This window comes from Vibrio sp. CK2-1, from assembly GCF_021726515.1.
In the GTDB taxonomy this organism is placed as follows: Bacteria; Pseudomonadota; Gammaproteobacteria; order Enterobacterales; family Vibrionaceae; genus Vibrio.
The window spans coordinates 375,312-391,409 of the sequence record NZ_JAKKCJ010000004.1; the positions used below are offsets into that span (position 1 = coordinate 375,312).

The window sequence follows — 16,098 nt, forward strand, 5'->3', positions numbered from 1 at the left end:
CTTTTTTTAGGTCAATTGATTGAAACGGAAGTTGTATTTTGGATAAACAATTTGAACAGTATTACCACCAAATTAGATCAAAGCAAAAACGCGATGCTTTGATGTGGTCAGGGTTGCTAGTACTTCTCTATTTAAGCTCAGGCTATGTTGCTGAGTTCAGTTTAAGCAAGATTCTCACTAGTGCTCCAAACTTTTTTGACTATTTAGCCGATACCATTCCGGTGTTGAAATGGGATGTACTTTTTGCTGGGCGTGATGCCAATGGCCATGCCATAGAAGGCTCTTTAATTTACTGGGGTTATCGATTACCAATCCAGTTACCTCTGCTGTGGGAAACCTTTTGTGTCGCAATGGCAGCTACGGTGGTTTCAGCACTTATTGCAACAATTTTAGCTTTTTTCGCCGCTAACAATACTTATGCACCAGCTGGAGTACGCTGGGCAGTAAGAGGCTTTGTGGCATTTTTACGCACCATGCCTGAACTAGCTTGGGCGGTTATGTTCGTCATGGCCTATGGTGTAGGCGCATTACCTGGCTTTATCGCTTTAGCTCTGCATACCGTTGGTAGTCTAACCAAATTGTTTTATGAATCGATTGAAACAGCATCTATGGAGCCAGTAAGAGGACTAAGAGCTTGTGGCAGTAACCGTTGGGAAAACGTTCGCTTTGGTCTATGGCCACAAGTAAAGCCTATTTTTATGTCTTACAGCTTTTTAAGATTAGAAATCAACTTTCGATCTTCAACCATTCTTGGGTTAGTTGGGGCAGGTGGTATCGGTCAGGAACTGATGACCAATATTAAGTTAGACCGTTACGATCAAGTCAGTATTACATTGATACTCATTATTATCGTGGTATCCGCTTTGGATTCATTATCTGGGCACCTACGCAATAAAGTTTTAAAGGAATCATGATGACGTTAACTTATCGTATGTCGAATGCCGATTTAGACACCTTGAAAGAGGAACATGGTGAAATCTTCTCTCAACAAAAAAGCTATCTGTCTAAATTATCAATCATCACTCTTGGGATCGTTCTATTTTACGCTTTCTTTTTTGTCGAATTTGGCGTCAGCCAGGAAATGTTCGTCAATGGTAGTAAGCAATTATTGCATTACTTTTCGAATATGTTCATTTGGAAAGATGTTGCCGAATGGCCATTTTCTTATTATTACAGCCAAATATTGATCACGTTAGCGATAGTGTTTGGTGGCACCATCACTGCCTCGTTAGTTGCGCTTCCGCTGTCATTTTTTGCCTCTCGCAATATTATGACAGGCCCATTTGCGATTATCGCTTATGCCATGCGTAAGTTATTTGATGTGTTACGAGGCATTGATATGGCTATTTGGGGGATGATCTTTGTTCGCGCCATTGGCATGGGGCCATTAGCTGGGGTGATGGCAATATTTATTCAAGACTTAGGGTTACTTGGTAAATTATTTGCCGAAGGGCACGAAGCGGCTGATGATAAACCTTCCCGTGGTCTCACTGCACTAGGGGCGGCTAGCTTACAAAAGCATCGCTTCGGAATTTTCACCCAATCCTTTCCTACCTTCTTAGCGCTAAGCTTATATCAAATAGAATCCAATACACGCTCAGCAGCGGTACTAGGGTTTGTTGGAGCAGGCGGTATTGGTTTGGTCTATGCCGAGAATATGCGTTTATGGAATTGGGACGTAGTGACTTTCATTACCTTAAATTTGGTGGTGATTGTAATGACCATGGATATGATCTCATCCAAACTACGTCAAAAATATATTATCGGGGAAGATATTCCGCTATTTGAAAGAGGCAAGCACGGATAATCCTAATCTTCAAAGGCTTATAAATTGGAGAGTGATCTATGTCGCTCTCCAATCTAACCAGCTTTAGTTTCCATCAAAATATCTCTACGATTGACCAGCCATAACTCATGCTTGGTCATCACCTTACTGAACATCCTACTTTGTAAATACTGGTTTAGCCATTGACGTAATTTTGGGTAGGGCGATTGTAAATACCACTGTCTTTCCACTCTGGCAAATTGACGAATAAAGGGCAGTAACGCTAAATCGGCAAGGCTTTCTTGGTCGGCCATTAAATAGGAATGTTGAGATAAGCGTTCTTCTAATTCACAAAGGTATTTCTCACAGGCTTGTCGGCATTCAACTAAGTTTGGTTCGTGATAACGCTTAGCCGCACGGTAGGCTTCCAAGCAAGGTTTAAACTCGGTATCAAACTGATGAATAAGGCCACGTATCGAATCTAACATCTCAGGCTCTGCGCTCAACAATAAATCATCGGGATCATTTTCACTCAGCGCCCATAACATCACTTCTGCACTTTCTTCAATGGCAGTGCCACAATTTGTGACAACAACAGGGACCGTGCCTTTGGGTGAAGCTTCTAACATTTCAGGCGGTTTATCACTTAATACTATATCGCGCAGTAGCACAGGTACTTGTGAGCGATATATTGCCATTCGTGCTCTCATAGCAAATGGGCAGTTTCTAAGAGAGTACAGGACAGGTAACGATCCACTTAAGTTTGTATTCATAATGATTTCCTCTACGCTTATGGTTCAAATTAATCACTTCTCTGATAAAAATACCGCGATTAAACCAGAGATAATAGATTAATTGCCCTCAATGATACTCATCAACTACAGATCAAGGTATCATGCCGCCTTTAAAGTTATACGAGACTCCGAGTGATGAATCCAAAGATTGAATTATTAGCCCCAGGTGGCGATATTGATGCCATTAAAGCCGCCATTATTGCAGGTGCTGACGCCGTTTACTGTGGCCTAGATACCTTTAATGCCCGTAACCGTGCGTCTAATATTTCCTTTGATCAACTCGTAGGCGCGATCCGACTTGCTCATCAATATGATTGTAAAATATTTCTCACTCTGAATATTGTCATACTGGAAAGTGAGTTTAAAACGGTCGTAAAACTGCTTAACCGTCTCGTCAATACCACCCTAGATGGCGTTATCGTACAAGATATAGGTTTATTGTACGTATTGCGTGAATACTTCCCAACGCTTGATATTCATGCATCTACTCAGCTAACGACGCACAATGTAGGCCAAATTCCGTTTCTTAAAAAGCTCGGTGCCAGTCGTGTCAATTTATCACGAGAAATGAACCTACGTGAAATCACTGCGATCACTAAAGTGTCTAATGAGCATGACGTACTCGTGGAAGTATTTGTACATGGTTCATTGTGTATCGCGTTCTCTGGTTTATGTTATTCAACATCAGCTACCGCTGGTAACTCAGGTAACCGTGGTCGTTGTAGTCAAGCGTGTCGTGAAGAGTATGAAACGACGGAATCGGGTAACAATTTCCCATTGAATATTAAAGACAATTCCGCTTTCTTTGATCTACCGGCGTTAATCGACGCGGGCGTTCATTCATTTAAAGTAGAAGGGCGCATTAAAGGCGCTAGCTATGTTCATACCGTTATCGACAGCTTCCGTAAACAAATCGATGGCTACATAGAAACCGGTGAACTGACTCAAGATGGCGAGCGTTTATACAAAGTGTTTAACCGTGACTTTACCAATGCCTTCCTGCGCGGTGATTTAAACCAATCTATGTTTATTGATAACCCTCGTGATAACTCAAAAAATCACATTATCGATAAATTTAAAGCCGACAAAGATGAAATCATTTCAGTGGTGCAGATCTTTGATGCTAAAAAGCAATTGCATGAAGAAAAGCAGCAGATCAACGCTACGGTCGATGAAAAAATCGCGCAAGTCAGTATTGATAAAATAAAACTTAAGCTGCATTTTGCGAGCCAAAAAGATCAACCTTTAACGCTCACCGTTACAACAGAGCAAAATGCGAATGCACTTCCTAATAGCCCTGCTACAACAAAGACAGCCGTATTCACTTCAAACAGCTTAATGGCTGAAAGTGAGAAGCTAAGTGTCGATAAAGAGGCTGTTGAAAAGCGCTTCAAAAACATTAATAACGCTAACTATGAACTCGTTGAGTTCGATGTAGATCAAGTAGCAGATGGATTAAGCATTCCATATCGTGAAATTACCGCACTTAAAAATGAATTACTTGCTTACTTAAATGACGGCATCAAGCCAGTAGCAGAAGTCACATTGCCTAAACTTGAACGTCATGCAAAACCCGCCGTTCAAAAACCGGAACTGTCGATTCTCATTTGTGATGAAGACGATGCTGCGCTGGTGGATGAAACCGATGCCGATATCTACTTTAAACTACCGGATGCCTACAAACGCGGCTGCACAAAATTCGTGACATTCTTCCAAGAGAATCCGCGCCTAATTCCGTGGTTCCCACCAGTTTTAATAGGTAAAGACTTCGATGTTGCGCTGAATATTTTGCAAGAAGTGAAGCCAGAGTTAATCGTAACCAACAATACCGGTATTGCCTATCACGCTGAGCGCTTAGGCATTAAATGGATTGCAGGGCCGCTGTTAAATACGACTAACTCTTACGCGCTTTTATCATTCCAGCAAAACTTTGGTTGTAGTGGTGCGTTTATTTCTAACGAGATAAGCCGTCAACAAATCCGCCACATTGCAAGACCAAAGAACTTCAAAATGATGTACAGCATCTACCATCCGATCTTGTTGATGGCGAGCCGTCAGTGCTTCTTCCAACAAAGTGTTGGTTGTGAAAAACCGCGCATCGATAATGGTTGCATGTTGTCGTGTGATAAAAAGACGAGCATCAAGAACTTAAAAGGTGACTCTTTCGCAATTGATAAGCAAAAGGGCGGTTATCCAAGCATTTATAACCAAGATCAGTTCCTAAATACCGATATTATCGATGATTTAAGCGATCTGTTTGATGGTTTCATGATCGACCTTACCGAGATTGGCGCTGGCGATAAGCAACTACCAAACAAAGTAGAGCTTATTAAGCAATTTGAAGCTGTACTGAATGGTGAAACAGCCGCTAGTCAGGCGCTCTATGAAATGGTGCCAAGCTCGACCAATCAGCAATATCACAATGGGTTATAAGCGGTAAAAGCTAACGCTTAACTAAACCAGAAATATTGAAAGCCAGTTACCTAGTAGGTACTGGCTTTTTTGTTGATTCAAATTTTAATCCCCATCAGATACGAATCAAAATTAGAAATTCCATCTTATCTCATGAACCTTGTGTGACAAACACATCTAGACAAGTTCCACGTAACGACCTCTCACAACCATTTAAGCAATAATAATCAATTGGTTAACAAATCCAACAAGTTATAGTTCGACATTTCTTAGACATAAAACAGCCATGTAACTGTCATATTTCACCATCAATATGGGTTTCAACAGCAAGCGAAAGTCGTTTCTTTTTTGCTTGTCTAGATAAGTTGTAAGGTCTATGGCCTGAGGGAGTGGAATGACATGTCGGTGTATTTAGATATTGCCCATACGCTGGAGCAAGAGATCACTAACCAATATTCAGGAGGGGATTATCTTCCTTCGGAAAAAATGTTGGCGGAACGTTTTGAGGTGAATCGACATACGGTTCGTCGAGCGGTTGATGAATTAATTATGCTCGGCAAAGTGCGTCGTCAACAAGGAAAAGGTTGCTTGGTACTGACTCAACCCGTGAGTTACCCATTACATGCCAATGCCGCTTTTACCAGTAATCTAATCGATCAAGGTTCTCTGCCTCGTAGTGAAGTGCTGAGAGCGCAATTGATCAATGCCAATTCGGATTTAGCACAGCAACTCAATGTTGAACTCGATAGTCGCATTATTCACATTCGAACTTTACGTAAAGTCGATGGCAAGCCAATGGCAATGATTGAGCAATACCTTGCCAATCTAAACTGGTGGCCAGTGTTGCAGAACTTCAAATCAGGCTCTTTACATCAATTTTTACGTGAACATTTAGGGGTGAATCTAACCCGCCATAAAACACGAATCAGTGCCAATCCACCCAATAATCAAACTTGTCGACTATTACAAATTACTCCTTCGTTACCGTTACTTACGGTGAAAACCCTTAATGTGATCAGCGGAACCAACACTATAGCGGAATATTCCTGCTCAAGTACTCGTTCTGATCTGATGGAACTTGTTGTGGACCATTAAATGAAAACTAATGAATTAACCGCTCAAAACCAAAGCCAACGCCAGCAATGGATGTCTGCACTGGCGACAGCAGATTTCGAACAATTGAGTGAGTTATGGAAAAGCCAATCTTTTACGCCTAATTATCAACTGATCCGTGCACCAGAAATCGGTTTGGCTCAAGTTCAGGCTCGTATGGGCGGAACCGGAAACCGCTTTAATGTTGCCGATGTCACCGTGACTCGTTGTGTCGTCAAGCTAGAAAATGGCGATCTTGGTTATAGCTACTTATCAGGTCGAAATAAACCTCATGCAGAGCTTGCCGCGGTGATTGATGGCTTAATGCAATCAGAAACTTACCAGCAAGAATTAATGATGAGCGTTATTGAACCACTACAAACTACTCGGGCTCAAAAACATCAACTCCGTCAGCAGCAGGTGGCGAGCAGTAAAGTGGATTTCTTTACCCTAGTAAGAGGTGAAGACTAGATTCACGCAGAAAATCAAATAACGGAATACACAAATTTATTAATTAGGAGTCCACATGAGCGCAATAGCCGCTGGTTTTGGCGACACCATACATGACAGTCAATTCTGTTTTAGAGAGTTACTCACCGCAATGTCACAACCGGGCACTTTGGTTGAGCTTAATTTAGCGCAAGGATTTGGCAGTATGATGCCGGCTTCTACACAAGTATTACTCGCGCTGGCCGATAACAGCACGCCAGTATGGTTATCCAATGGATTTGCCAATGATATCGCCATCATAGAAAACCTAAATTTCCACCTTGGCTGTGCAATTTTATCAAGTCAAAAGGGTGTGGATCCGTTATCTGGAATTCAGCAGAAGCCGAGCTTTGGCGTGATTAGTCAGCAAGATTTAACGAACTTTGATTGGTCACAAATTCCATTTTATGTCGGATGTGAAGAATACCCAGACCGTAGCACTACCGTGATCGTAGAGGTTGCCGGGTTATCGACTGTGCCTTGCTCGCTATCCGAATCTGATGGTGAACCTCCAGTCGTTTTGCGCCTTTCAGGGCCAGGAATTGAGCATGAGGCTAGGGTAGTCGTGCAATCTTTATCCCCGACAGTCATCAACACTATGTTATCGCAGCGAAAAACGCACAAATTCCCATTAGGGTTAGATTTTATCTTGGTTAGTGACGAGCAAGTTGTAGCACTGCCTCGCTCAACGACTGTGGAGGTGATGCCATGTATGTAGCGGTGAAAGGGGGCGAAAAAGCGATTAAAGCCGCCCATCAATTACAAGCGCAAAAACGCCGTGGTGATACCTCGATTAATGAATTATCAGTAGCGCAAATTCGAGAGCAGTTATCAGGCTCGGTCGATCGAGTGATCAATGAAGGCGGCATTTATGATAAAGATCTTGCCGCACTAGCCATTAAGCAAGCCGCAGGGGATTTAGTCGAAGCGATATTCCTATTACGCGCCTACCGAACAACGCTATCACGTGTGATTGTCTGTCAGCCAATTGATACCACCCAAATGCGAATCGAACGTCGAATTTCCGCCGCTTATAAGGATATTCCCGGCGGGCAAGTACTTGGCCCAACTTACGATTACACCCATAGACTACTCGACTTTTCTCTACTAGCCGAAGGAGTAGATCCGCAAGCACAACAAGATAGTGTTAACGATTCACAACAGGCGGAACCAGAGGCAAGCCCACAAGTATTACCCATGCTAGAGCATGCAGATTTGATGGTTACAGAAGTCGATAATCAGCAAGCACCTGAAGATATCACGATGCAGCCGGTCAATTATCCAAGTGATCGTTCGGCGCGTTTGCAAAATCTAGTACGGGGCGATGAAGGTTTTCTACTGTCGCTCAGTTATTCCACTCAACGTGGCTATGGGCGCAACCACCCATTTGCTGGTGAGATTCGCAGTGGTGAAATCACGCTGTCGGTTTGCCCAGAAGAACTCGGCTTTAATATTGAAATTGGCGATATTGAGTTAACCGAGTGCCAGATGATTAACGGCTTTGTGGGTAATAAACAAGACAAGGCGAAATTGACTCGAGGCTACGGTTTAACACTAGGATTTACCGAGCGTAAAGCTATGTCTGTCGCACTGATGGACCGAGCCCTACAAGCACCAGAATACGGTGAAGCGGTTGATGGACCGGCTCAAGATGAAGAATTTGTATTAGCGCATGCCGATAACGTTGAAGCATCCGGGTTTGTATCGCACTTGAAACTGCCGCACTACGTCGATTTCCAATCTGAATTGGCGCTATTACGTGAAATGCATAAAGAGTATGAATCCAAGCATCAGCAAGGAGACCAGAACAATGTCTAATCAAATCAGTTCGCTAGCCCCAGACTCAATTAAGACAGCATCAACTAAAACAGTTTCAAACTCTGGTTATAACTACGGTTACTTGGATGAACAAACTAAGCGAATGATCCGTCGTGCATTATTAAAAGCAGTCGCGATTCCCGGTTATCAGGTGCCTTTTGCAGGCCGAGAAATGCCGATGCCTTATGGTTGGGGAACCGGTGGAGTGCAAATTACCGCGACCATTATTGGTCAATCTGATACGTTAAAAGTGATCGATCAAGGCGCAGATGACACGACCAATGCGGTTTCGATTCGCTCATTCTTTGAAAATATCGCTGACGCTAACACCACAGAAAAAACGGTTGAGGCGAGCATCATTCAAACCCGTCACCGCATTCCCGAAACGCCATTACAAGCAGGGCAGATCTTGGTCTATCAAGTACCGATTCCTGAGCCGCTGCGCTTTATTGAGCCAAGGGAAACGGAAACTCGAAAAATGCATGCACTACAAGAATATGGCGTGATGCAAGTGAAGCTGTATGAAGATATTGCTCGTTTTGGTCATATCGCGACTTCCTATGCTTACCCGGTGAAAGTCAATGACCGTTACATTATGGATCCTTCACCTATTCCTAAATTTGATAACCCGAAAATGGACAACATGCCTGCGCTGCAATTATTTGGTGCAGGACGTGAAAAGCGCATTTATGCCGTTCCTCCTTTCACTAAAGTGCAGAGCTTAGATTTTGATGATCATCCATTTGAGATCCAACAATGGGATGAGCCATGCAGTATTTGTGGCGCCACCGATACCTTCTTAGATGAAATCATTATTAATGACCAAGGGGAAAGTACCTTTGTTTGTTCTGATACCGATTACTGCCGTCAAAATGGAGAGCAAGCGCCATGTTAACTTCAACTCAGTCTCAAGATTTATCAAAGAGCAGCTCACCAAGTTCTGAAAGAGCGTTATTGCGAATACATAAACTCAGTAAATTGTACGCACCTGGCAAAGGGTTCAGTGATGTATCTTTCGAGCTTTATCCCGGAGAAGTGCTGGGCATTGTCGGTGAATCAGGTTCAGGTAAAAGTACCTTATTACAATCAATATCAGGTCGTTTAACACCGGATAATGGTGAGGTTTTATACCTACAACCCGGTAGTGAAGGCAGCATAGAACAGCTCGAAAACTTATATCAAATGGCAGAAAGTCAGCGTCGCCATTTACTTAGAACAGAGTGGGGAGTCGTACACCAACATCCAATGGACGGTTTACGTGCGCGAGTTTCAGCCGGTGGCAATATTGGTGAACGATTAATGGCCGTCGGCGAGCGTCATTATGGCGACATTCGAGACAAAGCATTGCAGTGGTTGCAGGATGTTGAAATTCCAGCCGACCGTATTGATGGTATGCCGACGACATTCTCCGGAGGTATGCAACAACGCTTACAAATTGCTCGCAACTTAGTCACTCATCCGAAATTGATTTTTATGGATGAACCGACTGGCGGACTCGATGTTTCTGTTCAAGCAAAGTTATTGGATCTACTGCGTCGCTTGGTCAACGAACTTGATCTAGCAGTAGTGATTGTTACCCATGATTTAGCCGTGGCTCGTTTATTGGCTCACCGCTTAATGGTGATGAAACAAAGCAAAGTGGTGGAAAGTGGTTTAACTGACCAGGTGTTAGATGATCCACAACATCCATATACCCAATTATTAGTCTCTTCAGTATTACAGGGATAACGGCACATGAAGAATCAAAATACGCTAATGCTTAAAGTCAATGACGTCAGCAAAACCTTTGTTCTACATAACCAAAGTGGGATCCGTTTACCCGTATTAAACCACGCGAGCCTTAATGTAGAGCAGGGCGAATGCGTTGTGTTACACGGTCACTCTGGCTCGGGTAAATCGACATTATTACGCGCTTTGTATGCCAATTATTTAGTTGATAGTGGTTCGATTGAAGTTCGCCATAACCAACAATGGATCGATATGGTTCAAGCATCTCCACGCCAAGTACTTAATATTCGTCGCCATACTATTGGCTGGGTCAGCCAGTTTTTACGCGTGATTCCACGCATCAGTGCGCTCGAAGTGGTAATGCAACCTATGATTGAGATGGGCGGTGATCGCATAGAAGCGGAGCAAAAAGCCAAAACTTTATTAAGTCGTTTGAATGTTGGTGAGCACCTGTGGCATTTAGCGCCAGCCACGTTTTCAGGTGGTGAACAACAACGAGTGAATATTGCACGCGGCTTCATTTGGGATTATCCCATTTTATTACTCGATGAACCCACTGCCTCACTAGATGCAAAGAATAGCGCAGTCGTAGTGGCGTTGATTCAAGAGGCCAAGCAACGTGGCGCAGCCATTGTGGGAATATTCCATGACGAAATAAACCGTAATCAAGTCGCGGACCGCTTATATCACATGAGTACTCAGACTATTTCTCACACTAATCAAATCAATGCGGCAACGCCTACGCCAGTTTAAGGACCAAATAATATGATCATTACCAATGTAAATTTAGTGCTCAAAGATGAAATCGTTAAAGGGTCAGTTGAAGTTGTAGATGGTGTGATTCGCAGTATGTCGAATACTTCAAGCCAATTACCACAAGCAATTGATGGCAATAATGGCTTTTTAATGCCGGGCTTGATTGAGCTGCATACTGATAATCTTGAGAAGTATTTTGCCCCTAGACCCAAAGTGGATTGGCCACCATTATCAGCCATGAAAGCCCATGATACTCAACTTATTGGCGCAGGGATCACTACGGTATTGAATGCGCTTTCTTTAGGCGACCACCGCGGTGAACTTCGACATGAAATTCTCGATAGTCAGATTGATACCGTAGTACAAAGCCAGAAAAATGGCACTAATCGCGTTGATCATCGTCTGCATTTACGTTGTGAAGTGCCACATGACACCACCGTTGGTATTTTTGAGCGTTATATTAATACTCCAGGAGTACAACTAGTGTCTTTAATGGATCACGCACCTGGGCAGCGCCAATTCGTCAATATAGAGAAATATCGCACCTATTACCAAGGTAAGTACGGTTACAGCGATGCCGAAATGGCCGAGTTTGAAGCCATGCAACGTGCGTATTCCGAACGATGGTCTGCACCGAATCGTGAAGAAATTTGCGGACAATGCCGTGAACGTAATATTCAGATGGCCAGCCATGACGATGCAACATTAGCTCATGTTACAGAATCAAAAGATCTCGGTATGGTGATAGCAGAATTTCCTACCACATTGGAAGCGGCCAAAGCCTCAAGAGATCTTGGTTTGCACGTATTAATGGGGGCGCCAAATGTTATCCGTGGAGGTTCTCACTCAGGCAATATTGCTGCGCATGAACTGGCGAGTATCGGCGCGTTAGATATTCTTTCCTCGGATTATTACCCGGTCAGTCTACTCGATGCCGTGTTTAATTTAGCCAATGATTCTCGTAATTCATTAACGCTTTCTGATGCGGTTAAACTTGCAACCTTTAATCCTGCTCAATCACTGCAACTGTTTGACCGTGGCGTGATTGAAGAAGGAAAGCGAGCTGATTTATTACTAGCCCAGTATAAACACGGCCAAGCCTATATCGATGGTGTTTGGCGTGAAGGAATAAAGGTATTTTAATGGAATCTAGTTATTCTCATTCAAGGTCAAACGCTTGTTTATTCTACGTAATTGGCGCGTCTGGTTCTGGTAAAGATAGCGTAATAAATCGAATTCGTGACCACTGGCCAAAACACATCATGATTGCCCATCGTTATATAACACGCTCTGCCGATGCAGGAAGCGAAAATCATGTGGCGTTGTCGTCACATGAATTTTCACAGCGTAAAGACAATCAGCTTTTCGCTTTAGATTGGCAAGCCAATGGGCATTGTTATGGCATAGGTTGTGAAGTAGATGTGTGGCTAGATAAAGGCGTCGATGTCATGATTAACGGTTCACGAGCCTATTTAGAACAAGCTAAAAAGCGTTATGGCAGCGCCTTAATTCCGGTAGTGATAAGCGTTGAAAGTCGCATACTGAAAGAGCGACTCATTGCCCGAGGAAGAGAAAGCCTTGAGGAGATTGAACAACGTTTAATTCGTTCTAATCAATTGAATTTACAGCCAATAAAAGGCGCAATACAACTCGACAATAGTGGTTGTTTGGATGAAGCCATTGAACCTTTTAATCAGTATTATCAGCAGCGACTTTTATCTATTCAATCATGTACTGTAGATAAAAACAGTAGCCAATTAATGGATGCAAAAGGATGAAACTAACCTTATTAGGTACAGGCAACACCGGTATGTTGCCTGTATATGGCTGTGATTGCCAAGCTTGCCAACGTGCAATGGAGAATTCGCAATATCGTCGACAAAAAACCTCTGCGCTCATTGAACATAATGGCAAGCAACTCTTACTTGATGCCAATTGTGATGATCTTTTACAACGTTTTCCTAGTGGTTCTATCGATAGAATTTTACTTACGCATTATCACATGGATCATGTTCATGGCTTGTTTGATTTACGTTGGGGAGTCGGGGGGAGCATTCCAGTCGATGGGCCACCTGATGAGCAAGGCTGTGACGATTTATTCAAACATTCAGGCTTATTAGACTTTCAACCGCCATTAACTGCATTTGAACCGTTCACATGGCAAGACATTACAATAACGCCTTTACCAATGCAGCATTCTAAAATCTGCTTTGGATACTGCTTCAGTTACCGAGATTTAAAAACTGGAAGCACAAAACTGTTAGCTTATTTAACCGATACTGTTGGTTTACCAAAAGATACTCAAACATGGCTAGAGAATAGCAGTATCGATATTTTACTTATCGATTGTAACCATTCACCGGAATTCAACAATCCGAATAGAAACCATAATAATCTAGACGATGCTGTCGAGATAGTCACAGTAATCAAACCAAAGCAAACTCGACTAATTCACATCAGCCATCAACTAGAGTGTTGGGCAATGCAAAATCCAGATTACTTTAACCCAAGATTTTGTCTTGGTAAGGATGGAGAGCAACTTAGCTTAAATCTAATCTAGAGAATGTATTAAGTTGGGTTACCGACAAAGAAAAAAGATTGTCTATATACAGTTTAAAGAAATAGAAATTGTTTGGGATATTTTACAATTCAAGGCAATCACAGGGCATAACAGACTGATTATTAAAAAATGGAGCACCTTATTTAACATAAGATACATAATGCGCACTGAATAGAGTTAATAAATAAAGGCTAAAGCACTTACCATTCAATAAGTTAACCCTTATTTATTGATTCTAAAATCACGCTATTTTCTGGCTTCTTTGATTGGTTTCTAACTTGTGTAAAGCCTCAATTGCACGATTGTTTTTAGAGCGTTCCGCAATGATTGCAAGTAACACAAGGTCAACGTCTAAACCTAACATATCTGCGACAATACAGGCTTGATCATCAGTCATTGTTCCACCATTTCGCCACCTTTGGACGCTTGCTTGGCTTACACCTAAGAACTTTGCAACTTGTCTGTCACTATCTAGTTGTTTTTCAAGGCGAAGCATATCCAATAATTTTACAGTTTTAATCATAAATACCTCCTTTATCAAGTATAGACCGCTGCTATACAGACACACCATACTGTGTCATTGTTTTTTCGTCCAAGCCGAGATGGTTCCGACATCTATCAAAAGCGCCCTAGCATTATCTGAGTGAGTCGAACATGTTGACGATAATCTAGGGCATCCCTCGATAGATGCTAGATAAATTGGACTGGGAATTTTGACTAGAACAGGATTATACACACCAAATGAGCATGATTAACCAAACAGGAAAGCAACGAAAAGACCGCCCTTTAGCGGCTCTTAATCGTTCTGTATTGGATAAAATCGCTCAATGCCCATCAAGTTCTATTGCCTTTCTAACCTCTAACGGTCGTGGCGTTCGCAAGTCTTTTGTGCGCGATATTGCCAAAGTTATGACCGTATTAGTCAATGAAATGTGCCTACGTTCGCGCAAAATTGGCGTAGCGACTAAAGACGGCTTTGCTTTGCGTTCGTGGCAGTTCATTGCCGATGAAGCCGGCTTACCGCTTTGGCGTGTTAAACAGTGCGCTAAATATGCTTTTTCTAAAGGTTGGATCACGTCTAAACAACCGCGTGAAAGCTACACCGGCAAAGATAACCTTGAGAAGTGGCGCGGATTGGCCTCTATTAAACGTGTAACAGATTCTTATTTTAAAGACCTTGGCATATTCGAGCAGTTCCAAACAGCGCAAACCGCTGCAAAAGACTGGCTAAAAATGTATGCTCGCAGACTAGGCCGCCCGATAAAGTACATTCAAACCCCGATCACTTTATTACGCCGTCGCCGCAAGGAAGCGGCAGAAGCCCAACAACAAACGCCCATACCGATTTAAAGCCCTTTGCTTGCTATGCCCCTTAATTGGGGCTTTTTTCGTTCCCTAAGCCTATTTTAAGCCGTCAGTTTGTCATTTTTTAACATACCGGTTTGTCATTCTGGAATTATTCACACACAAGCGCCCTATCATTGGTTGTTTTTTGTACCACATGGCTGCCACGTGTGGATAAGCCTGTTAGTGAGCTATATAAACTACTCCTAGTTGTTGCAACTAGTTAACGCTCTTAATAACTAGCGCTCATAGTCTTCGACTAGAACAAATGGTTTTAATGAAATTAAGAAATTTAAGATCTTACCCCGTGAAACACGGGGATAAAATGAAGCGGCGCTTCGATGCGCAAGCGCATGGCGCCTTATGCGTGGTAAGTCTTATAGCAAAGCTCTATGCGGTTTTTGGTGGCGTGTGTGGCGTGGTCGTTTTATCGCTTCGCGATGGTCTATGAGGAAAAGAAAGGCGAGATTTTAGCGGATATAAAAAAGGCCGCACTTAGGCGGCCATATAACGATTAATAAGGCGTTGCACTCCAAAGAGCCGATGAACCATTAGACATGGCACCAACTAAGTAAGAAGAGCCGTTTTGAGTGACAGTGGCAACAATACCAGTGTAATTAGTCCCATCTAGTGAGCTATCTATACAGTTTTCAGCTTTGATATTATCAGCACGATAATAATAGTCTTTAACCAGTACCATTGTACCCGAAATAATACAGCCGATTGATGGCGCAGCGTGGATCACAAATGAACCATCAGCATTGATTGTCCATTCTTGGCCGTCATCAGGGTTCGTGTGTGTTCCGGTGATTTGGTCCAGCGCTTCGCTATCTTCAGTACGGTCAAACGAATACATCAAAGTTGCACCGTTTACGGTTCCGTTGATATCTGCCCCGCTTTCATTAAATGTGATGGTTGTTTCAATCGTTGGATCATAAATACCGGTTCCGGTATCCACATAAGTTAAGCCGGTTGTGTTGATGGTGTTTTCTTGCGAGCTGAGAGAATCAACGATGTAAATTGCATTGGCGGTATAGTCGCCCACTATTACACCGTGTTGTGCTTCTTCAGAGTCAACCACCATCACCGCCAAATCTGTATCATTTAAATAAATGCCGTCTTGTTGATAGGTCGTTGTGTTTTCCGTGTTATCACTTGACGAACTATCACCACCACCGCCGCCACCGCAGCCGGCTAAAACCCCTACAGTGAGCACCGAAAGCATTAGTTTTTTCATTGGAATTCCTTTTTTTATTTGTTAATTGCTAGCTAAGCACCACGAAAGTTAACAAAACCATGACATTTATTCTGCGAGCTATTGGGAATTTTTTTAAATACGT

The 16,098-nt window shown here is 42.7% G+C and carries 17 protein-coding genes; 14 read left to right on the plus strand and 3 right to left on the minus strand.

Annotated features, from left to right (window positions below; translation table 11 throughout):
- The first annotated feature begins 38 nt into the window (after nucleotides 1-38).
- Nucleotides 39-914 carry a phosphonate ABC transporter, permease protein PhnE gene (gene phnE / locus L3V25_RS12865; protein ID WP_237295860.1) on the plus strand — a complete coding sequence of 292 codons (876 nt, stop codon included), beginning with the start codon at nucleotides 39-41 and terminating at the stop codon, nucleotides 912-914.
- Nucleotides 914-1,807, plus strand: a complete 894-nt coding sequence (phnE, locus tag L3V25_RS12870) for a phosphonate ABC transporter, permease protein PhnE (protein ID WP_237295862.1) — start codon at nucleotides 914-916, stop codon at nucleotides 1,805-1,807. The genes phnE (L3V25_RS12865) and phnE (L3V25_RS12870) overlap by 1 nt, the downstream gene beginning before the upstream one ends.
- Nucleotides 1,808-1,860: 53 nt before the next feature.
- Here phnE (L3V25_RS12870) and L3V25_RS12875 read toward each other — a convergent pair whose 3' ends face one another.
- Nucleotides 1,861-2,538, minus strand: a complete 678-nt coding sequence (locus tag L3V25_RS12875) for a glutathione S-transferase (protein ID WP_237295863.1) — start codon at nucleotides 2,536-2,538, stop codon at nucleotides 1,861-1,863.
- Nucleotides 2,539-2,694: 156 nt separating this feature from the next.
- On the opposite strand from L3V25_RS12875, the gene L3V25_RS12880 reads away from it, so the two are divergent.
- From L3V25_RS12880 to phnP, 11 genes are all read left to right on the plus strand, one after another.
- On the plus strand, nucleotides 2,695-4,992 hold the full coding sequence (locus L3V25_RS12880) for a peptidase U32 family protein (protein WP_237295865.1): 2,298 nt from the start codon (nucleotides 2,695-2,697) through the stop codon (nucleotides 4,990-4,992).
- A 378-nt stretch (nucleotides 4,993-5,370) separates the two neighbouring features.
- Nucleotides 5,371-6,066, plus strand: coding sequence for a phosphonate metabolism transcriptional regulator PhnF (gene phnF / locus L3V25_RS12885; RefSeq protein WP_237295867.1), 696 nt, complete (start codon nucleotides 5,371-5,373; stop codon nucleotides 6,064-6,066).
- On the plus strand, nucleotides 6,067-6,534 hold the full coding sequence (gene phnG, locus L3V25_RS12890) for a phosphonate C-P lyase system protein PhnG (RefSeq protein ID WP_237295869.1): 468 nt from the start codon (nucleotides 6,067-6,069) through the stop codon (nucleotides 6,532-6,534). It begins immediately after the preceding gene.
- 55 nt (nucleotides 6,535-6,589) lie between these two features.
- Nucleotides 6,590-7,270 (plus strand): phosphonate C-P lyase system protein PhnH, encoded by a 681-nt coding sequence (phnH, locus tag L3V25_RS12895; RefSeq protein ID WP_237295871.1) that lies wholly within the window; start codon nucleotides 6,590-6,592, stop codon nucleotides 7,268-7,270.
- Nucleotides 7,261-8,370 carry a carbon-phosphorus lyase complex subunit PhnI gene (locus tag L3V25_RS12900; RefSeq protein WP_237295873.1) on the plus strand — a complete coding sequence of 370 codons (1,110 nt, stop codon included), beginning with the start codon at nucleotides 7,261-7,263 and terminating at the stop codon, nucleotides 8,368-8,370. Before phnH ends, L3V25_RS12900 begins: the two co-directional genes overlap by 10 nt.
- Nucleotides 8,363-9,265, plus strand: a complete 903-nt coding sequence (locus L3V25_RS12905) for an alpha-D-ribose 1-methylphosphonate 5-phosphate C-P-lyase PhnJ (protein ID WP_267135486.1) — start codon at nucleotides 8,363-8,365, stop codon at nucleotides 9,263-9,265. The genes L3V25_RS12900 and L3V25_RS12905 overlap by 8 nt, the downstream gene beginning before the upstream one ends.
- Nucleotides 9,259-10,098, plus strand: coding sequence for a phosphonate C-P lyase system protein PhnK (gene phnK / locus L3V25_RS12910; RefSeq protein WP_237295874.1), 840 nt, complete (start codon nucleotides 9,259-9,261; stop codon nucleotides 10,096-10,098). Before L3V25_RS12905 ends, phnK begins: the two co-directional genes overlap by 7 nt.
- 6 nt (nucleotides 10,099-10,104) lie before the next feature.
- Entirely contained in the window at nucleotides 10,105-10,851 is a 747-nt protein-coding gene (gene phnL, locus L3V25_RS12915; RefSeq protein ID WP_237295876.1) for a phosphonate C-P lyase system protein PhnL, read from the plus strand.
- A gap of 12 nt (nucleotides 10,852-10,863) precedes the next feature.
- Entirely contained in the window at nucleotides 10,864-11,997 is a 1,134-nt protein-coding gene (gene phnM, locus L3V25_RS12920; protein WP_237295878.1) for an alpha-D-ribose 1-methylphosphonate 5-triphosphate diphosphatase, read from the plus strand.
- A complete protein-coding gene (gene phnN, locus L3V25_RS12925) occupies nucleotides 11,997-12,632 on the plus strand; it encodes a ribose 1,5-bisphosphokinase (protein ID WP_237295880.1) in 636 nt (211 codons plus the stop codon). Before phnM ends, phnN begins: the two co-directional genes overlap by 1 nt.
- Nucleotides 12,629-13,414 (plus strand): phosphonate metabolism protein PhnP, encoded by a 786-nt coding sequence (phnP, locus tag L3V25_RS12930; RefSeq protein ID WP_237295882.1) that lies wholly within the window; start codon nucleotides 12,629-12,631, stop codon nucleotides 13,412-13,414. The genes phnN and phnP overlap by 4 nt, the downstream gene beginning before the upstream one ends.
- Nucleotides 13,415-13,655: 241 nt before the next feature.
- On the opposite strand, the gene L3V25_RS12935 is transcribed toward phnP, so the two are convergent.
- Nucleotides 13,656-13,937 carry a helix-turn-helix domain-containing protein gene (locus L3V25_RS12935; RefSeq protein WP_237295884.1) on the minus strand — a complete coding sequence of 94 codons (282 nt, stop codon included), beginning with the start codon at nucleotides 13,935-13,937 and terminating at the stop codon, nucleotides 13,656-13,658.
- Nucleotides 13,938-14,155: 218 nt separating this feature from the next.
- Between L3V25_RS12935 and L3V25_RS12940 the strand changes: the two genes are divergently transcribed.
- Nucleotides 14,156-14,764: a hypothetical protein gene (locus L3V25_RS12940; RefSeq protein ID WP_237295886.1), complete on the plus strand. Its 609-nt coding sequence runs from the start codon at nucleotides 14,156-14,158 to the stop codon at nucleotides 14,762-14,764.
- Between the two features lie 508 nt (nucleotides 14,765-15,272).
- On the opposite strand, the gene L3V25_RS12945 is transcribed toward L3V25_RS12940, so the two are convergent.
- Entirely contained in the window at nucleotides 15,273-15,995 is a 723-nt protein-coding gene (locus L3V25_RS12945) for a hypothetical protein (RefSeq protein ID WP_237295888.1), read from the minus strand.
- Nucleotides 15,996-16,098: the final 103 nt, after the last annotated feature.